The sequence below is a fragment of the Lactococcus allomyrinae genome (genome assembly GCF_003627095.1).
GTDB classification, from domain to species: domain Bacteria; phylum Bacillota; class Bacilli; order Lactobacillales; family Streptococcaceae; genus Lactococcus; species Lactococcus allomyrinae.
On sequence record NZ_CP032627.1, the window covers coordinates 15811 to 33974 of the forward strand.

Below are 18164 nucleotides of genomic sequence, written 5' to 3' on the forward strand. Positions count from 1 at the left end.
CAGAGCAGGGACACTAGTGGTATTGGGCTTATAGCTAATCCGTTGTAAAAGTCAACAACAGATTGATATTGTTACGCAACTTCATAGTGTAAAACTATCGCTATGATACGCCAAATGCAGTTATCATTAAATATAATTATGACAAAAATAGTGCTGATAGAAACTGTCAGTACTGACAAGATTAAATGAGGAAAAATGAAAGAAAACTATAACTATCCTCTTGATTTTAGTTGGAGTACCGCTGAAATGACAGAGGTGCTCTCTTTTTTCAATCAAGTTGAAAAATTTTACGAAAGTAAGGTTGAAAAAGAAGAATTTTTGAACGCCTATTCTGCCTTTAAAAAAGTGGTTCCGTCAAAAATGCAAGAAAAACAATTGGGCCACGAATTTGAGGAAAATAGTGGTTACTCACTTTATAGAGCCGTCAAGGAGGTACAGGCAAGTGGAAAACGATTTGTCAGTGCCAACTAATTCTTGTCAGGAAGAAGATTTACTGACAAGACTTGAGTTAGCTAAAGATTGGATTCGCGATGCTGGAAATTTTCTCAAAGAGAATTTAACAGAACCATTAGAAATTACAGAAAAAACAAGATATGATGACTTGGTCACTAATTTTGACCATGAAGTTCAGAAGATGATTGTCAAAAATATTTTGCATCATTTTCCATCTGACAAGATTCTGGCAGAAGAAGATAATGAAAAACTCAGTTTCGATAAGCAAATTCCTCACTTATGGATTCTTGACCCTATTGATGGTACAACCAATTTCATTGTTCAAAAAGATAATTTTGCTATTATGGTTGCTTACTATGAATTTGGAGTTGGAAAATTCGGTTTGATTCTGAATGTCACACAAGATAAACTTTATTGGTGTGATAGTCATAAAGCCTTTTGTAATCAACGTGAATTAGAACCTAAGTTTTCTCCATTACGTCATAGCTTATTAGGTGTGAACAGTTATATGTATAGGGCAAACATTGGAGGAGTCTTAGATCTAAGTCGTCAAACATTGGGTGTTCGTATTTTAGGTAGCGCAGGAATTAGTTATGGACAACTATTAGAAGGCAAAATTCTAGGCTACTTTAGTAATCTTCAGCCTTGGGACTACGCTGCTGGAAGTATTATCGCGGAAAAACTAGGCTATATTACATTAACCTTATCGGGCGAAAAACCTAAATTTATTGATCGTGAAAAAGTATTTACAATCCCTAAAATGCTGCTTCCAGAAATTCAAAAATATATTAAAAATTAATCAAACAGAAATCTTTTGTCAAAACTCATAAGACTTTTGTGCTATAATTTAAAAATAATCAAAGAAATTATAGGAAAATAGATAAAATGGATAAAATTATTGTAAAAGGCGGACAAACTAAACTTCAGGGCGAAGTTGAGATTGAAGGAGCAAAGAATGCTGTTCTTCCACTTCTTGCAGCAACTCTGTTAGCTAGTGAAGGAGAAGTTGTACTCCGCAATGTTCCTATCTTGAGTGATGTTTTCATGATGAATAATTTAGTTAATCATCTTGGCGTTGACATTGCATTTGACCAAAAAGAAAAAGAAATTATCGCAAGGGCTGGCGTGCAAATAAAGACAACAGCTCCTTACGAATATGTTAGTAAAATGCGTGCTTCCATTGTTGTAATGGGTCCAATTCTTGCTAGAAATGGACAAGCGAGGGTTTCAATGCCTGGAGGCTGTTCTATTGGTTCACGTCCGATTGATTTACATCTCCGTGGCTTTGAACAAATGGGTGCGAAAATTACACAAAATGCAGGTTATATCGAAGCCAAAGCAGATAAACTTAAAGGTGCCTATATTTATATGGATTTCCCATCAGTTGGGGCTACTCAAAATCTAATGCTTGCGGCAACGCTCGCAGAAGGCACAACTACTTTAGAAAATGCAGCTCGTGAACCAGAAATCGTTGACCTCGCTAACCTTTTAAACAAAATGGGGGCCAATGTAAAAGGAGCGGGTACCGATACAGTGATTATCAAAGGTGTTGAAAAAATGCATGGTGCTCGCCATGCCGTAGTTCAAGACCGGATTGAGGCAGGAACATTTATGGTTGCTGCTGCGATGACAGAAGGTAATATTCTCATAAAAGATGCAATCTCAGAACATAATCGTCCCTTGATTTCAAAATTGAGTGAAATGGGTGTGAATTTCATCAAAGAAGAAAAGGGAATTCGTGTGATAGGTCCTAAACGTCTCAAAGCAACAAGCGTTAAAACTCTTCCACATCCGGGATTTCCAACTGATATGCAATCTCAAATGACTGCTGCTCAAGCTGTAGCTTTAGGAGAGTCGATGATGGTTGAAACAGTTTTTGAAAATAGATTTCAACATCTTGAAGAAATGCGTCGGATGGGTCTAGATGTTGACATTACACGTAACACAGCATTGATTCAAGGAAATGCAGAACTTCAAGGGCAGCTGTAAAATCAACAGACTTACGTGCGAGCGCAGCGTTAATCCTTCTTGGGTTGGTAGCCAGAGGACAAACCACAGTGAGAAAACTAAGCCATCTTGACCGTGGTTACTATAAATTTCATGAAAAATTGAAAGCACTTGGAGCCAATATTGAACGTATTCATGATGAAGATGAGGATGAAGACTAATGTTTAAGCGAACCGTAAAATTTCTAGGGGTTAGATTATCATTTGTAATTCTTATTGCGATATTATTGGTTGTATCGGCGGTTCTAGGACTTATGTTAGGTTATGGTGTGCTTGGAGGAGGTAACCCTTCCCATGTTTTTAATCACAATTTATGGACAGAAGTTCTAGACAAACTTAATCCAACAAAGTAAGAGAACCGGAAGGTTCTTTTTACTTATTATAAATCTGGAAATAGCAAGGGAAAAGCAATAAACACTTGAAATAGTAGCGATTTTATGCTATTCTTGGATGGTATGAATTTCTGAGCAATGGCTCAAAATAAGGAGAAAAAAATGACTGTAAGTTTTGAAAAAACTAGTGATACAAAAGGTACACTCTCATTTTCAATCGATCAAGAAACAATCAAAAAAGGTCTTGACAAAGCTTTCAATAAAGTAAAAGGAAACATCAGTGTTCCAGGTTTCCGTAAAGGTAAAATTAATCGCCAAATGTTTAACAAAATGTATGGTGAAGAAGCGCTTTATGAAGAAGGTTTAAATGCTGTTCTTCCAGAAGCATATGATGCGGCTGTAAAAGAAGCTGGTATTGAGCCAGTTGCTCAACCCAAAATTGATGTAACTAAAATGGAAAAAGGTTCAGATTGGGAATTGACAGCAGAAGTTGTTGTTAAACCAACAGTAACCCTTGGAGATTACAAAAACCTTACGGTAGAAGTAGAAGCTAGCAAAGAAGTTTCTGACGAAGACGTTGAAGCGCGTTTGACTAGTGCTCAAAATAACTTGGCAGAACTTGTTGTGAAAGAAACAGCTGCAGAAAAAGGAGACACAGTCGTAATCGATTTTGTTGGTTCAGTTGATGGTGTTGAATTTGAAGGCGGAAAAGGTGCGAACCATAGCCTTGAACTTGGCTCAGGTCAGTTTATTCCAGGATTTGAGGAACAACTTATTGGTTCAAAAGCTGGTGAAACAATCGAAGTGAAAGTTACTTTCCCAGAAGATTATCAAGCCGAAGACCTTGCTGGTAAAGAAGCACTTTTTGTTACAACAGTTAATGAAGTCAAAGCAAAAGAACTTCCAGAACTTGATGACGAACTTGCAAAAGACATTGACGAAGAAGTTGAAACGTTGGAAGAGCTCAAGGCTAAATTCCGTAAGGAACTTGAAGAATCAAAAACAGAGGCATTTGACGACGCAGTAGAAACAGCAGCTATTGAAGCAGCAGTAGCTAATGCAGAAATCAAAGAACTTCCAGAAGAAATGATTCACGAAGAAGTTCACCGTGCAATGAATGAATTCCTCGGAGGAATGCAACAACAAGGTATTTCACCAGAAATGTACTTCCAAATCACTGGTACAACTGAAGATGACCTCCATAAACAATATGAAGCAGATGCTGACAAACGTGTTCGCACAAATCTTGTTGTAGAAGCTATTGCAGCCGCTGAAGACTTCACAACTACTGATGAAGAAGTGCAAGCAGAAATCACTGATTTAGCTGCACAATATAATATGCCAGTTGAACAAGTTGAAAAACTTCTTCCAGTTGATATGCTTAAACACGATATTGCAATGAAAAAAGCAGTAGAAATTATCGCTTCAACTGCTACAGTAAAATAATTAACCCCCCAAAAAAGACCACGTTCAAGTGGTTTTTTATTTAGTTTAAGGGCTGCTTCTAAGGTTAAACTATGTGTCATAAAGGAGGATAAAAAAAAGTTTTGTGAAAACACAACAAATTCTTGACAAAGGAAGTGGTGTTTGATAGAATATAATAGTTGTCGCGAGAGAGGGAAGCCGCTCAAGCGAATAGACCCTTGAAAACTGAATAAAGAAGAATGACTCATGTGATGTAGTAAGATACATCAAAAAAATCTGTCAATCAATAATGAAAGACAAGCCAGTCACTACGGTGACTTAAATACTTTATTTGAGAGTTTGATCCTGGCTCAGGACGAACGCTGGCGGCGTGCCTAATACATGCAAGTTGAGCGCTGAAGGAAGGTACTTGTACCGACTGGAAGAGCAGCGAACGGGTGAGTAACGCGTGGGGAATCTGCCTTTGAGCGGGGGACAACATTTGGAAACGAATGCTAATACCGCATAACAACTTTAAACACAAGTTAAAAGTTTGAAAGATGCAAAAGCATCACTCAGAGATGATCCCGCGTTGTATTAGCTAGTTGGTGAGGTAAAGGCTCACCAAGGCGATGATACATAGCCGACCTGAGAGGGTGATCGGCCACATTGGGACTGAGACACGGCCCAAACTCCTACGGGAGGCAGCAGTAGGGAATCTTCGGCAATGGACGAAAGTCTGACCGAGCAACGCCGCGTGAGTGAAGAAGGTTTTCGGATCGTAAAACTCTGTTGTTAGAGAAGAACGTGTGTGGGAGTGGAAAATCCATGCAGTGACGGTATCTAACCAGAAAGGGACGGCTAACTACGTGCCAGCAGCCGCGGTAATACGTAGGTCCCGAGCGTTGTCCGGATTTATTGGGCGTAAAGCGAGCGCAGGTGGTTTATTAAGTCTGGTGTAAAAGGCAGTGGCTCAACCATTGTATGCATTGGAAACTGGTAGACTTGAGTGCAGGAGAGGAGAGTGGAATTCCATGTGTAGCGGTGAAATGCGTAGATATATGGAGGAACACCGGTGGCGAAAGCGGCTCTCTGGCCTGTAACTGACACTGAGGCTCGAAAGCGTGGGGAGCAAACAGGATTAGATACCCTGGTAGTCCACGCCGTAAACGATGAGTGCTAGATGTAGGAAGCTATAAGTTTTCTGTATCGCAGCTAACGCAATAAGCACTCCGCCTGGGGAGTACGACCGCAAGGTTGAAACTCAAAGGAATTGACGGGGGCCCGCACAAGCGGTGGAGCATGTGGTTTAATTCGAAGCAACGCGAAGAACCTTACCAGGTCTTGACATCCCGATGCTATCCTTAGAGATAAGGAGTTACTTCGGTACATCGGTGACAGGTGGTGCATGGTTGTCGTCAGCTCGTGTCGTGAGATGTTGGGTTAAGTCCCGCAACGAGCGCAACCCCTATTACTAGTTGCCATCATTAAGTTGGGCACTCTAGTGAGACTGCCGGTGATAAACCGGAGGAAGGTGGGGATGACGTCAAATCATCATGCCCCTTATGACCTGGGCTACACACGTGCTACAATGGATGGTACAACGAGTCGCGAGACAGTGATGTTTAGCTAATCTCTTAAAACCATTCTCAGTTCGGATTGTAGGCTGCAACTCGCCTACATGAAGTCGGAATCGCTAGTAATCGCGGATCAGCACGCCGCGGTGAATACGTTCCCGGGCCTTGTACACACCGCCCGTCACACCACGGGAGTTGGGAGTACCCGAAGTAGGTTGCCTAACCGCAAGGAGGGCGCTTCCTAAGGTAAGACCGATGACTGGGGTGAAGTCGTAACAAGGTAGCCGTATCGGAAGGTGCGGCTGGATCACCTCCTTTCTAAGGAATAGTTACAAAGACGTGAGCATTCAACTTTATTCAGTTTTGAGGGGTTTAGTTAATAAACCTAAGCAAGAATCAAATTCTTGATTGTGGGGCCTTAGCTCAGCTGGGAGAGCGCCTGCTTTGCACGCAGGAGGTCAGCGGTTCGATCCCGCTAGGCTCCATTAAGATAGGAAGGGCGGTCCGCTTGCGGAAAGTTCAGTTATCTTATTGTCAACGAAGACATAAAAATAGAATTGAACATTGAAAACTAAATAACAATATCTAATAACGATAAATAAACCGAAAAGCTGTGAATTTTAAAGAATTTACAAACTTATACTTGAAAAACGATGATTTTAAATCATCATGGCAAAGTTAATAAGGGCGCACGGTGGATGCCTTGGCACTAAGAGCCGAAGAAGGACGTGACTAACGACGATATGCGACGGGGAGCTGTAAGTACGCTTTGATCCGTTGATTTCCGAATGGGGAAACCCAGCTGCTACTAGCAGTTATTCATGAGTGAATACATAGCTCATGTAAAGGTAACGCAGAGAACTGAAACATCTAAGTACCTGCAGGAAGAGAAAGTAAAAACGATTTCGTAAGTAGCGGCGAGCGAACGCGAAGAAGGGCAAACCAAGAAGCTTGCTTCTTGGGGTTGTAGGACTGCAACGTGGACTTAAGCATTATAGTCGAATAACCTGGGAAGGTTAATCAAAGAGGGTAATAATCCCGTAGACGAAATAGCGCTTATACCTAGCAGTATCCTGAGTAGGGCTGGACACGCGAAATCCAGTTTGAATCCGGGAGGACCATCTCCCAACCCTAAATACTCCTTAGTGACCGATAGTGAACCAGTACCGTGAGGGAAAGGTGAAAAGAACCCCGAAAGGGGAGTGAAATAGCACCTGAAACCGTGTGCCTACAAGAAGTTCGAGCCCGTTAATGGGTGAGAGCGTGCCTTTTGTAGAATGAACCGGCGAGTTACGTTATGATGCGAGGTTAAGTTGAAGAGACGGAGCCGCAGCGAAAGCGAGTCTGAATAGGGCGTTTTAGTATCATGATGTAGACCCGAAACCTAGTGACCTATCCATGAGCAGGGTGAAGGTGTGGTAAGACGCACTGGAGGCCCGAACCAGGACACGTTGAAAAGTGTTTGGATGACTTGTGGATAGCGGAGAAATTCCAAACGAACTGGGAGATAGCTGGTTCTCTCCGAAATAGCTTTAGGGCTAGCGTCGAAATGTAAGTGTATTGGAGGTAGAGCACTGTTTGGGTGAGGGGTCCATCTCGGATTACCAATCTCAGATAAACTCCGAATGCTAATACACATGTTCGGCAGTCAGACTGCGAGTGCTAAGATCCGTAGTCGAAAGGGAAACAGCCCAGACCAACAGCTAAGGTCCCAAAATATATGTTAAGTGGAAAAGGATGTGGGGTTGCACAGACAACTAGGATGTTAGCTCAGAAGCAGCTATCATTCAAAGAGTGCGTAATAGCTCACTAGTCGAGTGACCCTGCGCCGAAAATGTACCGGGGCTAAACATATTACCGAAGCTTTGGATTGATATTTTATCAATGGTAGGAGAGCGTTCTTAACCGCGAAGAAGGTATACCGTGAGGAGTGCTGGAGCGTTAAGAAGTGAGAATGCCGGTATGAGTAGCGCAAGATAAGTGAGAATCTTATCCACCGTAAGACTAAGGTTTCCAGGGGAAGGCTCGTCCGCCCTGGGTTAGTCGGGACCTAAGGCGAGGCCGAAAGGCGTAGTCGATGGACAATAGGTTGATATTCCTATACTAGATATAATAGTGATGGAGGGACGCAGTAGGCTAAAGGATGCCAGTTAATGGATTCTGGTCTAAGCAGTGAGGTGTGAGATGTGTCAAATGCATTTCTCTTTAACATTGAGCTGTGATGGGGAAGTTTCTACGGAAACGAACTCCTTGATGTCACACTGCCAAGAAAATCTTCTAGCGTTAAATTATATCTACCCGTACCGCAAACCGACACAGGTAGTCGAGGCGAGTAGCCTCAGGTGATCGAGAGAACTCTCGTTAAGGAACTCGGCAAAATAGCCCCGTAACTTCGGGAGAAGGGGTGCTGGTGTAAAAGCCAGCCGCAGTGAATAGGCCCAAGCAACTGTTTATCAAAAACACAGCTCTCTGCTAAACCGCAAGGTGATGTATAGGGGGTGACGCCTGCCCGGTGCTGGAAGGTTAAGAGGAGGAGTTAGCGTAAGCGAAGCCCTGAATTGAAGCCCCAGTAAACGGCGGCCGTAACTATAACGGTCCTAAGGTAGCGAAATTCCTTGTCGGGTAAGTTCCGACCCGCACGAAAGGCGTAATGATTTGGGCACTGTCTCAACGAGAGACTCGGTGAAATTTTAGTACCTGTGAAGATGCAGGTTACCCGCGACAGGACGGAAAGACCCCATGGAGCTTTACTGTAGTTTGATATTGAGTACCTGTAAGTCATGTACAGGATAGGTAGGAGCCATTGAAATAGGGACGCTAGTTTCTATTGAGGCGTTGTTGGGATACTACCCTTGACTTATGGTTACTCTAACCCGCTGGCAATATCGGCCAGGGAGACAGTGTCTGACGGACAGTTTGACTGGGGCGGTCGCCTCCTAAAGAGTAACGGAGGCGCCCAAAGGTTCCCTCAGATTGGTTGGAAATCAATCGTAGAGTGTAAAGGTATAAGGGAGCTTGACTGCGAGAGCTACAACTCGAGCAGGTAGGAAACTAGGGCTTAGTGATCCGGTGGTACCGCATGGAAGGGCCATCGCTCAACGGATAAAAGCTACCCTGGGGATAACAGGCTTATCTCCCCCAAGAGTTCACATCGACGGGGAGGTTTGGCACCTCGATGTCGGCTCGTCGCATCCTGGGGCTGTAGTCGGTCCCAAGGGTTGGGCTGTTCGCCCATTAAAGCGGCACGCGAGCTGGGTTCAGAACGTCGTGAGACAGTTCGGTCCCTATCCGTCGCGGGCGTAGGAAATTTGAGAGGATCTGTCCTTAGTACGAGAGGACCGGGATGGACCTACCGCTGGTGTACCAGTTGTTCCGCCAGGAGCACGGTTGGATAGCTATGTAGGGAAGGGATAAGCGCTGAAAGCATCTAAGTGCGAAGCCCACCTCAAGATGAGATTTCCCATTCGTAAGAATTAAGAGCCCAGAGAGATGATCTGGTTGATAGGCTGGAAGTGGAAGCCCTGTGAGGGGTGGAGCGGACCAGTACTAATCGCTCGAGGACTTTACCAAGAGAGTCAAATATAAAATGCTTATGGTTTAGGAGTTAGAAGAATTGTTATTTAGTTTTGAATGTTCAAAGTAACATTTAATGATTTGGTCATCATTGCGATGGAGATACACCTGTTCCCATGCCGAACACAGCAGTTAAGTCCATCTACGGCGGAAGTACTTGGGGGTTGCCCTCTGGGAGATAAGCTAATGGCCAAGTTTGGGGAGTTTAGCTCAGCTGGGAGAGCATCTGCCTTACAAGCAGAGGGTCAGCGGTTCGATCCCGTTAACTCCCATAGGTTGGTTCAGCCTTTATTTGAATAGGTTCCGTAGTGTAGCGGTTATCACGTCGCCCTGTCACGGCGAAGATCGCGGGTTCGATTCCCGTCGGAACCGTTAGTCGATAGACTAATGACTCGTTAGCTCAGTTGGTAGAGCATTTGACTTTTAATCAAAGGGTCGCTGGTTCGAGCCCAGCACGGGTCATAATTCCTCGCGGATGTGGCGGAATTGGCAGACGCACTAGATTTAGGATCTAGCGCTTAACAGCGTGGGGGTTCAAGTCCCTTCATCCGCATTTTTAGGTATTAGCCGACTTAGCTCAGTTGGTAGAGCATCTGATTTGTAATCAGAGGGTCGCGTGTTCGAATCATGTAGTCGGCATTGTCGGAAGACACAAGCGTTGCGAACGTAGTTCAGGGGTAGAACACAACCTTGCCATGGTTGGGGTCGCGAGTTCGAATCTCGTCGTTCGCTTTACTAGTTGTTGCTAGTATCTATATAGTATAGTGTTATTTGCAGGCGTGGCTCAACTGGATAGAGTACCTGACTACGAATCAGGCGGTTGTAGGTTCGAATCCTACCGCTTGCATATAACGGGAAGTAGCTCAGCTTGGTAGAGTACTTGGTTTGGGACCAAGGTGTCGCAGGTTCGAATCCTGTCTTCCCGATTGATGTTTTGCATCATTTGACTTAGGTCAATATGGCGGTGTAGCTCAGCTGGCTAGAGCGTTCGGTTCATACCCGAGAGGTCGGGGGTTCGATCCCCTTCGCCGCTATACTTTATCAGCTGGATCTTTAGCTCAGTTGGTTAGAGCTATCGGCTCATAACCGATCGGTCGCTGGTTCGAGTCCAGCAAGATCCATTAATTTTTGGCTCGGTAGCTCAGTTGGTAGAGCAATGGATTGAAGCTCCATGTGTCGGCGGTTCGATTCCGTCTCGCGCCATTTCTTTAATTAGCGGATGTAGTTTAATGGTAGAACCCCAGCCTTCCAAGCTGGCTACGCGAGTTCGATTCTCGTCATCCGCTTAAAATAAATATTTTGGGAGTTTAGCTCAGTTGGTTAGAGCACTGTGTTGATAACGCAGGGGTCCCAGGTTCGAATCCTGGAATTCCCATATGGTCTTAGGATCTTTACATTGTGAATAAGCCTGTGGGGAGTTACTCAAGAGGCTGAAGAGGACGGTTTGCTAAATCGTTAGGTCGGGAAACCGGCGCGAGGGTTCGAATCCCTTACTCCCCTTTGTTTGACGTCTATTGTCTAATAGACGTCTTTTGGACTTTATAGACTGTGGAATATGCGGTTGGTTACTCCTATGTATGGTATGATGGGAAGGAGGTGTAAATGGCTTTTCTAGAAACTGATGAAGTTAATATGTTAAAGTCACAGGTGAATATCGCAGATTTGATTTCACAGTATGTGGCTCTTTCTCGAAATGGTAAAAATTTTATTGGGCTATGTCCTTTTCATGGGGAGAAAACTCCTTCTTTTAATGTAAATGCAGAAAAAGGATTTTATCATTGTTTTGGTTGTGGTAAGTCAGGTGATGCAATTGAATTTTTGAAAGAATACAAGCAGATTGGATTTGTTGATGCCATCAAAGAGTTAGCTGATTTCGCGGGTGTCCAGCTTAATATTTCTGATAATGATAATAAGGAGGAGAAGAAAGATCCTAATGATCCTTTGTATGAGATTCACAATCAGGCGGCTAGACTTTATAATATATTGTTGATGTCAACTGAATTGGGAGAGTCGGCTCGGAAATATCTTTTAGATAGAGGAATTTCTTTAGATATTATCAAGAGATTCAACATTGGGTTGGCTCCGGATGAGGAAGATTTTATCTATAAGAATTTATCTAATAAATTTGATGAGGAGATTTTGGCGAATTCTGGGCTATTTCATTTTTCTAATAATAAGGTTTTTGATGCTTTTTCAAACCGTATTATGTTCCCGATTACTAATGAATACGGTCATACTATTGGTTTTTCTGGAAGAAAATGGCAAGAGAATGACGCGTCAAAAGCAAAGTATGTGAATACTTCTGTAACACCAATTTTTGATAAGTCATATGAATTATGGAATTTTGATAAGGCTAAACCTACGATTAGCAGAAATCATGAAGTTTATCTGATGGAAGGCTTCATGGATGTTATTGCGGCCTATAAAGCTGGGGTGACAAATGTGGTTGCTTCGATGGGGACTGCCTTAACTGAGAAACATGTGCGGCGATTGAAACAAATTGCAAAAAATTTCGTATTAGTTTATGATGGAGATTCAGCTGGTCAAAATGCAATTTATAAAGCTATGAATTTAATTGGGGAGGCAAGTGTTCAAATTGTCAAGGTACCAGAGGGTCTTGACCCAGATGAATACTATAAATCCTATGGTGCTGAGGGATTATCACGGTTGATGGTTTCTGGTAGAATTCAACCAATAGAGTTTTTAATTGAATTTTTAAGGCCAGAGAATTTATCAAATTTACAAGTGCAACTTGATTTTATTGAGAAAATTGCCCCAATGATTGCACGAATTCCATCAATTACTGCGCAAGATGCTTATGTAAGGAAATTAGTTGAGATTTTACCTGATTTCGAGTATAATCAAGTGGAACGCGCGGTAAATTTGAGACGGGAAAATATGGTCAGTACTGACAGCAGTTTCGTCAGCACTGACGAAAGTGATTTCCCGGAATTTGTGCCACCTGCTCCTGAAAGTTTCGATGAAGGGTATTTTGCAGGATTTGGTAATAGTGATGAAAGAAATTTTTCAAATGCTGCTATTACAAACGTTCCAAAATTATCCAGAATTGAGCGAGCGGAGGAGCAATTATTGAATCGCATGATTAATCATTCGGCCGTTTTGAAAAAATTTGCCCAAGATGAAAATTTTAGATTCGTTCATAAGCGTTATCAAGATTTATTTGATAGAGTTATGCTTGAAGGAATGGCATTTGAGGAGATTGATTATTCTCATCTTGCAAGTGAACTTGAGGGAGATGAGAGAAGCTTGCTTTATCAGATTATAGGTTTGGATTTGCCAGAATCGGCATCAAGTTTAGAGATAAATGATTTGGTTGCTATTTTTTCAAAAGAAATGGAGCAGCTAAAATTTGAAGAATTAATCGCTCAATTGGAAGTAGCTAAAAAAGCTGGAAATAAGGAACGTGAGTTGGAATTAACGCTTCAAATTATTAATCAGAAGAAAAAATTATTATAATTTTTTAGTGCTGTCAGTACTGACAGCAGTTTTAACCATTGAGGAGGGTTGAATTGGCAGGAAATAAGAAAAGAATTAGTCAAATTTCAAAAGAAACTGGTGTTCAAAACCGTGTGCTAGTAGAAAAAGCACAAGAAATTGGCTTACTTGTAAAATCACACTCAAGCTCTATTGGTCCTGGTGAAGAACGCCGACTTCTTGAAGCTTTGGATGTTAAGCCAGTGGTTGTCGAAAAAATGGCGGTTTCAGATGCTTTGGCAAAAGTTGAAGTCAAAGAAAATGGCGAAGTTTTTGATATGAAGGCTTATGAAAAGGCCGTGAAAGATTATATCGCGAAGCGTAAACCGCTTGGTGAAGCATTAGATATTGAAATCATGGATGAATTGTCCGTGAAATTTGGTATCTTGGATGATGCACTTGAAGATTTGTTTAAACAAATTCAAGATGCAGGAATTTCTATCGTTGATAAGGAAGGAAATCCAAGTCCATTGGCACTTGTTACGGAGGAAGCGGAGCAAGAAGATTTATCTGATAATGCGATGGATGAGATTGTCACAAATGTCCGTATTGATGACCCAGTCCGTATGTATTTGAAGGAAATAGGTCGTTATCCATTGATTTCTCTTGAGGAAGAAACGAAGTTGGCCGAGGCAATCATTGCAGGTGGTGAAGAAGCTGAATTTGCTAAACAAATGTTGGCTGAAGCAAATTTACGTTTGGTTGTTTCAATCGCGAAGCGTTATTCTGGACGCGGGATGCAATTTTTGGATCTCATCCAAGAGGGAAACATGGGCTTGATGAAGGCTGTTGATAAGTTTGACCACACAAAAGGTTTCAAGTTCTCAACTTATGCAACATGGTGGATTCGCCAAGCGATTACGCGTGCGATTGCAGACCAAGCGCGTACAATTCGTATTCCAGTGCATATGGTTGAAACAATCAATAAATTAATTCGTGTGCAACGTAATCTTTTGCAAGACCTTGGACGTGATCCGTCACCTGAGGAAATTGGGAAAGAGTTGCATATGGCACCAGATAAAGTGCGTGAAGTTTTAAAAATTGCACAAGAACCTGTATCGCTTGAAACACCTATTGGTGAAGAAGATGATTCTCATCTTGGCGATTTCATCGAAGATGATGTGATTGAATCTCCAGTAGATTATACGAATCGCGTTTTGTTGCGTGAGCAACTTGATGAGGTCATGGACACATTGACTGACCGTGAGGAAAACGTTCTGCGAATGCGTTTTGGGCTCGATGATGGTCGTATGCATACGTTAGAAGATGTTGGTAAGCAATTTAAAGTAACACGGGAACGTATTCGTCAGATTGAAGCAAAAGCAATCAAAAAATTGCGTCATCCTCGTCGTTCTAAACCACTACGTGATTTTATGTAAATTAAGTGGTTAGTGCAGAGATAAAAGTATTTCTACTACATTGAGATTAATGAATTAAAAACTTACTGACAGAATTTTGTCAGTAAGTTTTTTGTTATCACTTAGTGTATTTTTATATTTGATTAGATAAACGAATTTTTCTTATTCAGGAACATGAGGAATAGCATCAAACAAAAGAAAGTGTTGCTGTGTTTATGCACATATTAATTTCTAAAAGAATTGTTAGAAATCAAACAATATCAGTAATCTTACGTCAGTGCTGGCAGAAAAATATTTTCTCAGATTAATCAAATGATTTGCTAATTTAAAAGAAAATGATTATAATAAATTTATCAAAGGTCAAAAATGGTCAAACTTTTTTATAAGTTAATCGGATAAGATACTTTGATTCTTAAAATTTGATGTAAAATAAGGGTAATCGTTGTCAGTGCTGACAGGTTTGAGAAGGAGGAGCAATGACGAGTTCTGTTTATATTGACTCAAATGGAGCAATTGATATTGAACTTGAAGGGGCAAGAAAAATGCTTTCAATGCGACGGCATCTACTTATTGAACCTTGGCAAGTTGAAAAAATTGAGTTGGTTTCTGATTTGAAAAAGCCCAGATTTTATACCAAAGTGATGGGAATAAATGCTTGGTACTACGGTGGTTGGTTCCGTGAAAATGGAGAAAATGAGTTTTGGGATGTAAAAAATAATGCCCATGTGCTTGTTATCACTACTAAAGATTTTAAATATAGGCATATTTATATTGAAGTCGATTCTGATTTTAATTTAGGATAAAGTAGTTGGTCTGTAAAAGATAGACATTTTTTCTTAGACTCATTGTAGGAAGTGGTATTTGAAAATACCATATCTTCTAAGGTTATTCTCATCAAATGGATTATCACTCATTTAAAAAACGAATTGGAGTATTAGAAGTTGGCAAAATAGAATTGCAATTTTCTATTTTTGAATTTTCTAATAGCTCCTTGGATTATAGGAGGAAAGCTATGCTTTGTCAAAATTGTAATATCAACGAGGCGACCATTCACCTCTATACAAATGTTAATGGTCAGAAAAAACAAACAGACCTTTGCCAAAATTGTTATCAAATCATGAAATCTGGTGGACAAGAGGCGCTATTCGGTACAAATAATAATGGTACTAGGGGAGATATGGACGAACCATTCAACCCATTTAATGATATTTTTAGTGCATTACATGGTAATGATTTGCCAAATGGGCCAGGTACACCTCAAAATCCAGTTCCTCCTACTCAAGCAGGAGGGCGTGGTCCGCGGGGTCCGCAAAATCCTAGAACTAAACAGCCTAAGGGAATGCTTGAAGAATTTGGAATTAATGTGACAGATAGCGCACGTCGTGGCGAAATTGACCCTGTCATCGGTCGTGATGAAGAAATTAAACGTGTCATTGAAATTCTCAATCGACGGACGAAAAATAATCCTGTGTTGATTGGAGAACCTGGTGTTGGTAAAACAGCAGTTGTTGAAGGTTTGGCGCAAAAGATTGTGGATGGAGATGTTCCACAAAAGTTGCAGAATAAAGAAGTCATCCGACTTGATGTGGTCAGTCTAGTGCAAGGCACAGGTATTCGTGGACAATTTGAAGAACGAATGCAAAAACTGATGGATGAAATCAGAAAGCGCAATGATGTCATCATGTTCATTGACGAAATCCATGAAATTGTTGGTGCTGGCTCTGCTGGTGATGGAAATATGGATGCTGGAAATATCCTAAAACCTGCACTTGCCCGTGGTGAGCTACAATTAGTTGGAGCTACAACGCTTAACGAATATCGGATTATTGAAAAAGATGCAGCGCTTGAGCGTAGGATGCAGCCTGTGAAGGTTGATGAGCCTTCAGTTGATGAAACAATCACGATTTTGCGGGGAATTCAACCGCGCTACGAAGATTATCATCATGTAAAATATACAGATGAAGCGATTGAAGCAGCGGCACATTTGTCTAATCGCTATATCCAAGACCGTTTCTTGCCAGACAAGGCGATTGACCTTTTGGATGAATCAGGTTCAAAGAAAAATTTAACTTTGAAATTTGTCGACCCTGAGGATATCAAAAATCGGATTAATCAAGCAGAACAACAAAAAAATGGAGCGATGCGTACTGAAGATTTTGAAAAGGCAGCTCATTTCCGTGACCAGATTGCGAAATTGCGTGAATTGCAAAATCATGAAGTTTCAGACGATGAAATTCCTGTGATTACAGAAAAAGACATTGAACAGATTGTTGAACAAAAAACGCACATCCCTGTCGGCGATTTGAAAGAAAAGGAACAGACTCAGCTGATTCATTTGGCAGAAGACTTGAAAGCACACGTCATTGGGCAAGATGAAGCAGTAGATAAGATTTCTAAAGCTATTCGTCGGAGTCGTGTTGGTTTGGGCAAACCCAACCGCCCAATTGGTTCTTTTCTCTTTGTTGGGCCTACTGGTGTTGGTAAGACGGAGCTTGCTAAACAATTGGCACAAGAACTTTTTGGTTCAGCAGATAGTATGGTTCGTTTTGATATGTCGGAATACATGGAAAAACATAGTGTGGCGAAATTGATTGGAGCGCCTCCAGGATATGTCGGCTATGAGGAAGCGGGGCAATTGACTGAACAAGTAAGACGTAATCCTTACACTCTGATTTTGCTTGATGAGATTGAGAAAGCTCATCCAGATGTGATGCATATGTTCTTGCAAATCCTTGATGATGGACGTTTAACGGATGCTCAAGGACGTACAGTTAGCTTTAAAGATGCTATTATCATCATGACATCAAACGCTGGTACAGGTAAGGCTGAAGCCAACGTTGGTTTTGGTGCAGCACGCGAAGGTCGGACGAATTCAGTGCTTGGACAACTTGGTGATTTCTTCAGTCCTGAGTTCATGAATCGTTTTGATGGTATCATCGAATTTTCTGCTTTATCTAAGGAAAATCTGTTGAAGATTGTGGATTTGATGCTTGCTGAAGTTAACGAACAAATTGGTCGCAATGAAATTCATCTTGAAGTGACACAGACTGTTAAGGAAAAATTAGTTGACCTCGGATATGACCCAGCGATGGGTGCGCGCCCACTTCGTAGAACGATTCAAGATCATATAGAAGATGCGATTGCTGATTTTTACATCGAACATCCAGAATATAAAAACTTGGTTGCTGATTTGATTGATGATGAGATTGTAATTTCAAATCAAGCACAGGAACCTGCTGAAACGGCGGATGAAGAAATTTCAGCAGAGTAGGTTGAAAAGTAGCGTCAAATGTTGATGGATTCAAACATCAGATGATAGAAGAAACTGATAAGATTTTTCTGAGTCTGTCAGTACTGACAGAAATATAAAAGCGAACTGATAGATATTCAGTTCGCTTTTTGCATGATGATAAGATTTTCAAATCATTTTCTCATTTAATTCTCATATGTTAAAATTATAAATGAGAATGAAAGGAGACGAGATGAAGGTAATAAAATGGATAATAGTTATCGGGGTCTCACTTATGATTGGTTGGGGAGCAGGATATATGTCAGCTTATCAATGGGATTTTCTAAGCGTTTTTGGATTACGTAGCACAGCTCAGATTGATACTGGGGCTGTAAATGTTCCACTCGCCGACAATACTGACGGAAATGCTAATGCTGCTGACAATAATACTAATACTGACAATGGTCAAACAACAGCTGACCAAAACACGACAGGTGCAATTACTTTAGTGCGCGCTCGTGAAATTGCTGAAGCTGATTTGAAGGCGCGTGGGATTAATGCCCAATTTCATGCTGATTCGGGAATTGGTACAGAATATGGTCGAAGAGTATGGGAATTAGAATTCCGCAGTAATGGGCAGTCTATTGAATACTACATTGACGTAGAAAATGGAAATATCATTAAATTTGAAAAGTGGTAGAATGATAAAAAGTTACTGACAGAATTTCTGTCAGTAA

The 18164-nt window shown here is 41.4% G+C and carries 9 protein-coding genes, 15 tRNA genes, 3 rRNA genes and 1 pseudogene; all 28 read left to right on the forward strand.

Going from position 1 to position 18164, the window contains the following annotated elements:
* The first annotated feature begins 195 nt into the window (after window positions 1-195).
* The 28 genes and pseudogenes from D7I46_RS00075 to D7I46_RS00210 all read left to right on the forward strand — a co-directional run bounded on the left by D7I46_RS00075 (window position 196) and on the right by D7I46_RS00210 (window position 18127).
* Entirely contained in the window at window positions 196-471 is a 276-nt protein-coding gene (locus tag D7I46_RS00075) for a UPF0223 family protein (protein WP_120771033.1), read from the forward strand.
* Entirely contained in the window at window positions 443-1252 is an 810-nt protein-coding gene (locus tag D7I46_RS00080) for an inositol monophosphatase family protein (RefSeq protein ID WP_240424453.1), read from the forward strand. The genes D7I46_RS00075 and D7I46_RS00080 overlap by 29 nt, the downstream gene beginning before the upstream one ends.
* 86 nt (window positions 1253-1338) lie before the next feature.
* Window positions 1339-2504: pseudogene (gene murA, locus D7I46_RS00085) on the forward strand (UDP-N-acetylglucosamine 1-carboxyvinyltransferase); the annotation flags it as partial.
* A 116-nt stretch (window positions 2505-2620) separates the two neighbouring features.
* Window positions 2621-2812 carry a DNA-directed RNA polymerase subunit beta gene (locus D7I46_RS13700; RefSeq protein WP_120771034.1) on the forward strand — a complete coding sequence of 64 codons (192 nt, stop codon included), beginning with the start codon at window positions 2621-2623 and terminating at the stop codon, window positions 2810-2812.
* Between the two features lie 141 nt (window positions 2813-2953).
* A complete protein-coding gene (gene tig, locus D7I46_RS00095) occupies window positions 2954-4237 on the forward strand; it encodes a trigger factor (protein WP_120771035.1) in 1284 nt (427 codons plus the stop codon).
* Window positions 4238-4543: 306 nt separating this feature from the next.
* Window positions 4544-6090 (forward strand): 16S ribosomal RNA (locus tag D7I46_RS00100).
* Between the two features lie 94 nt (window positions 6091-6184).
* Window positions 6185-6257: transfer RNA gene (locus tag D7I46_RS00105), tRNA-Ala, on the forward strand.
* Between the two features lie 186 nt (window positions 6258-6443).
* Window positions 6444-9342: ribosomal RNA gene (locus tag D7I46_RS00110) — 23S ribosomal RNA — on the forward strand.
* Between the two features lie 83 nt (window positions 9343-9425).
* Window positions 9426-9541: ribosomal RNA gene (gene rrf, locus D7I46_RS00115) — 5S ribosomal RNA — on the forward strand.
* The 16S, 23S and 5S rRNA genes sit together here with 15 tRNA genes alongside, the layout of an rRNA operon.
* A gap of 3 nt (window positions 9542-9544) precedes the next feature.
* Window positions 9545-9617 (forward strand) — tRNA-Val (locus tag D7I46_RS00120).
* A 27-nt stretch (window positions 9618-9644) separates the two neighbouring features.
* A tRNA-Asp gene (locus tag D7I46_RS00125) sits at window positions 9645-9717 on the forward strand.
* 17 nt (window positions 9718-9734) lie between these two features.
* Window positions 9735-9807 (forward strand) — tRNA-Lys (locus D7I46_RS00130).
* Window positions 9808-9816: 9 nt separating this feature from the next.
* Window positions 9817-9898 (forward strand) — tRNA-Leu (locus tag D7I46_RS00135).
* 13 nt (window positions 9899-9911) lie between these two features.
* A tRNA-Thr gene (locus D7I46_RS00140) sits at window positions 9912-9984 on the forward strand.
* A gap of 21 nt (window positions 9985-10005) precedes the next feature.
* Window positions 10006-10077 (forward strand) — tRNA-Gly (locus tag D7I46_RS00145).
* Window positions 10078-10118: 41 nt separating this feature from the next.
* Window positions 10119-10192: transfer RNA gene (locus tag D7I46_RS00150), tRNA-Arg, on the forward strand.
* Between the two features lie 5 nt (window positions 10193-10197).
* Window positions 10198-10271 (forward strand) — tRNA-Pro (locus D7I46_RS00155).
* A 34-nt stretch (window positions 10272-10305) separates the two neighbouring features.
* Window positions 10306-10379 (forward strand) — tRNA-Met (locus tag D7I46_RS00160).
* Between the two features lie 13 nt (window positions 10380-10392).
* Window positions 10393-10466: transfer RNA gene (locus D7I46_RS00165), tRNA-Ile, on the forward strand.
* Between the two features lie 9 nt (window positions 10467-10475).
* Window positions 10476-10548 (forward strand) — tRNA-Phe (locus tag D7I46_RS00170).
* A gap of 12 nt (window positions 10549-10560) precedes the next feature.
* Window positions 10561-10631, forward strand: a tRNA-Gly gene (locus D7I46_RS00175).
* A 15-nt stretch (window positions 10632-10646) separates the two neighbouring features.
* A tRNA-Ile gene (locus D7I46_RS00180) sits at window positions 10647-10720 on the forward strand.
* A gap of 37 nt (window positions 10721-10757) precedes the next feature.
* Window positions 10758-10845: transfer RNA gene (locus D7I46_RS00185), tRNA-Ser, on the forward strand.
* Between the two features lie 102 nt (window positions 10846-10947).
* Window positions 10948-12822 (forward strand): DNA primase, encoded by a 1875-nt coding sequence (gene dnaG, locus D7I46_RS00190; protein ID WP_120771036.1) that lies wholly within the window; start codon window positions 10948-10950, stop codon window positions 12820-12822.
* A 53-nt stretch (window positions 12823-12875) separates the two neighbouring features.
* Window positions 12876-14219, forward strand: a complete 1344-nt coding sequence (rpoD, locus tag D7I46_RS00195; protein ID WP_120771037.1) for an RNA polymerase sigma factor RpoD — start codon at window positions 12876-12878, stop codon at window positions 14217-14219.
* A gap of 455 nt (window positions 14220-14674) precedes the next feature.
* Window positions 14675-15001 (forward strand): hypothetical protein, encoded by a 327-nt coding sequence (locus D7I46_RS00200; RefSeq protein WP_120771038.1) that lies wholly within the window; start codon window positions 14675-14677, stop codon window positions 14999-15001.
* 209 nt (window positions 15002-15210) lie between these two features.
* Window positions 15211-17469 carry an ATP-dependent Clp protease ATP-binding subunit gene (locus D7I46_RS00205; protein WP_120771039.1) on the forward strand — a complete coding sequence of 753 codons (2259 nt, stop codon included), beginning with the start codon at window positions 15211-15213 and terminating at the stop codon, window positions 17467-17469.
* Between the two features lie 211 nt (window positions 17470-17680).
* Window positions 17681-18127, forward strand: a complete 447-nt coding sequence (locus D7I46_RS00210; protein WP_162930776.1) for a PepSY domain-containing protein — start codon at window positions 17681-17683, stop codon at window positions 18125-18127.
* The last annotated feature ends 37 nt before the right edge of the window (window positions 18128-18164 follow it).

What these genes read in the sequence shown, in the direction of transcription:
- D7I46_RS00075 (WP_120771033.1), top strand. Translation starts at nt 196, where the DNA reads ATGAAAGAAAACTATAACTATCCTCTTGATTTTAGTTGGAGTACCGCT.
- D7I46_RS13700 (WP_120771034.1), top strand. Translation starts at nt 2,621, where the DNA reads ATGTTTAAGCGAACCGTAAAATTTCTAGGGGTTAGATTATCATTTGTA.
- tig (WP_120771035.1), top strand. Translation starts at nt 2,954, where the DNA reads ATGACTGTAAGTTTTGAAAAAACTAGTGATACAAAAGGTACACTCTCA.
- dnaG (WP_120771036.1), top strand. Translation starts at nt 10,948, where the DNA reads ATGGCTTTTCTAGAAACTGATGAAGTTAATATGTTAAAGTCACAGGTG.
- D7I46_RS00200 (WP_120771038.1), top strand. Translation starts at nt 14,675, where the DNA reads ATGACGAGTTCTGTTTATATTGACTCAAATGGAGCAATTGATATTGAA.
- D7I46_RS00205 (WP_120771039.1), top strand. Translation starts at nt 15,211, where the DNA reads ATGCTTTGTCAAAATTGTAATATCAACGAGGCGACCATTCACCTCTAT.
- D7I46_RS00210 (WP_162930776.1), top strand. Translation starts at nt 17,681, where the DNA reads ATGAAGGTAATAAAATGGATAATAGTTATCGGGGTCTCACTTATGATT.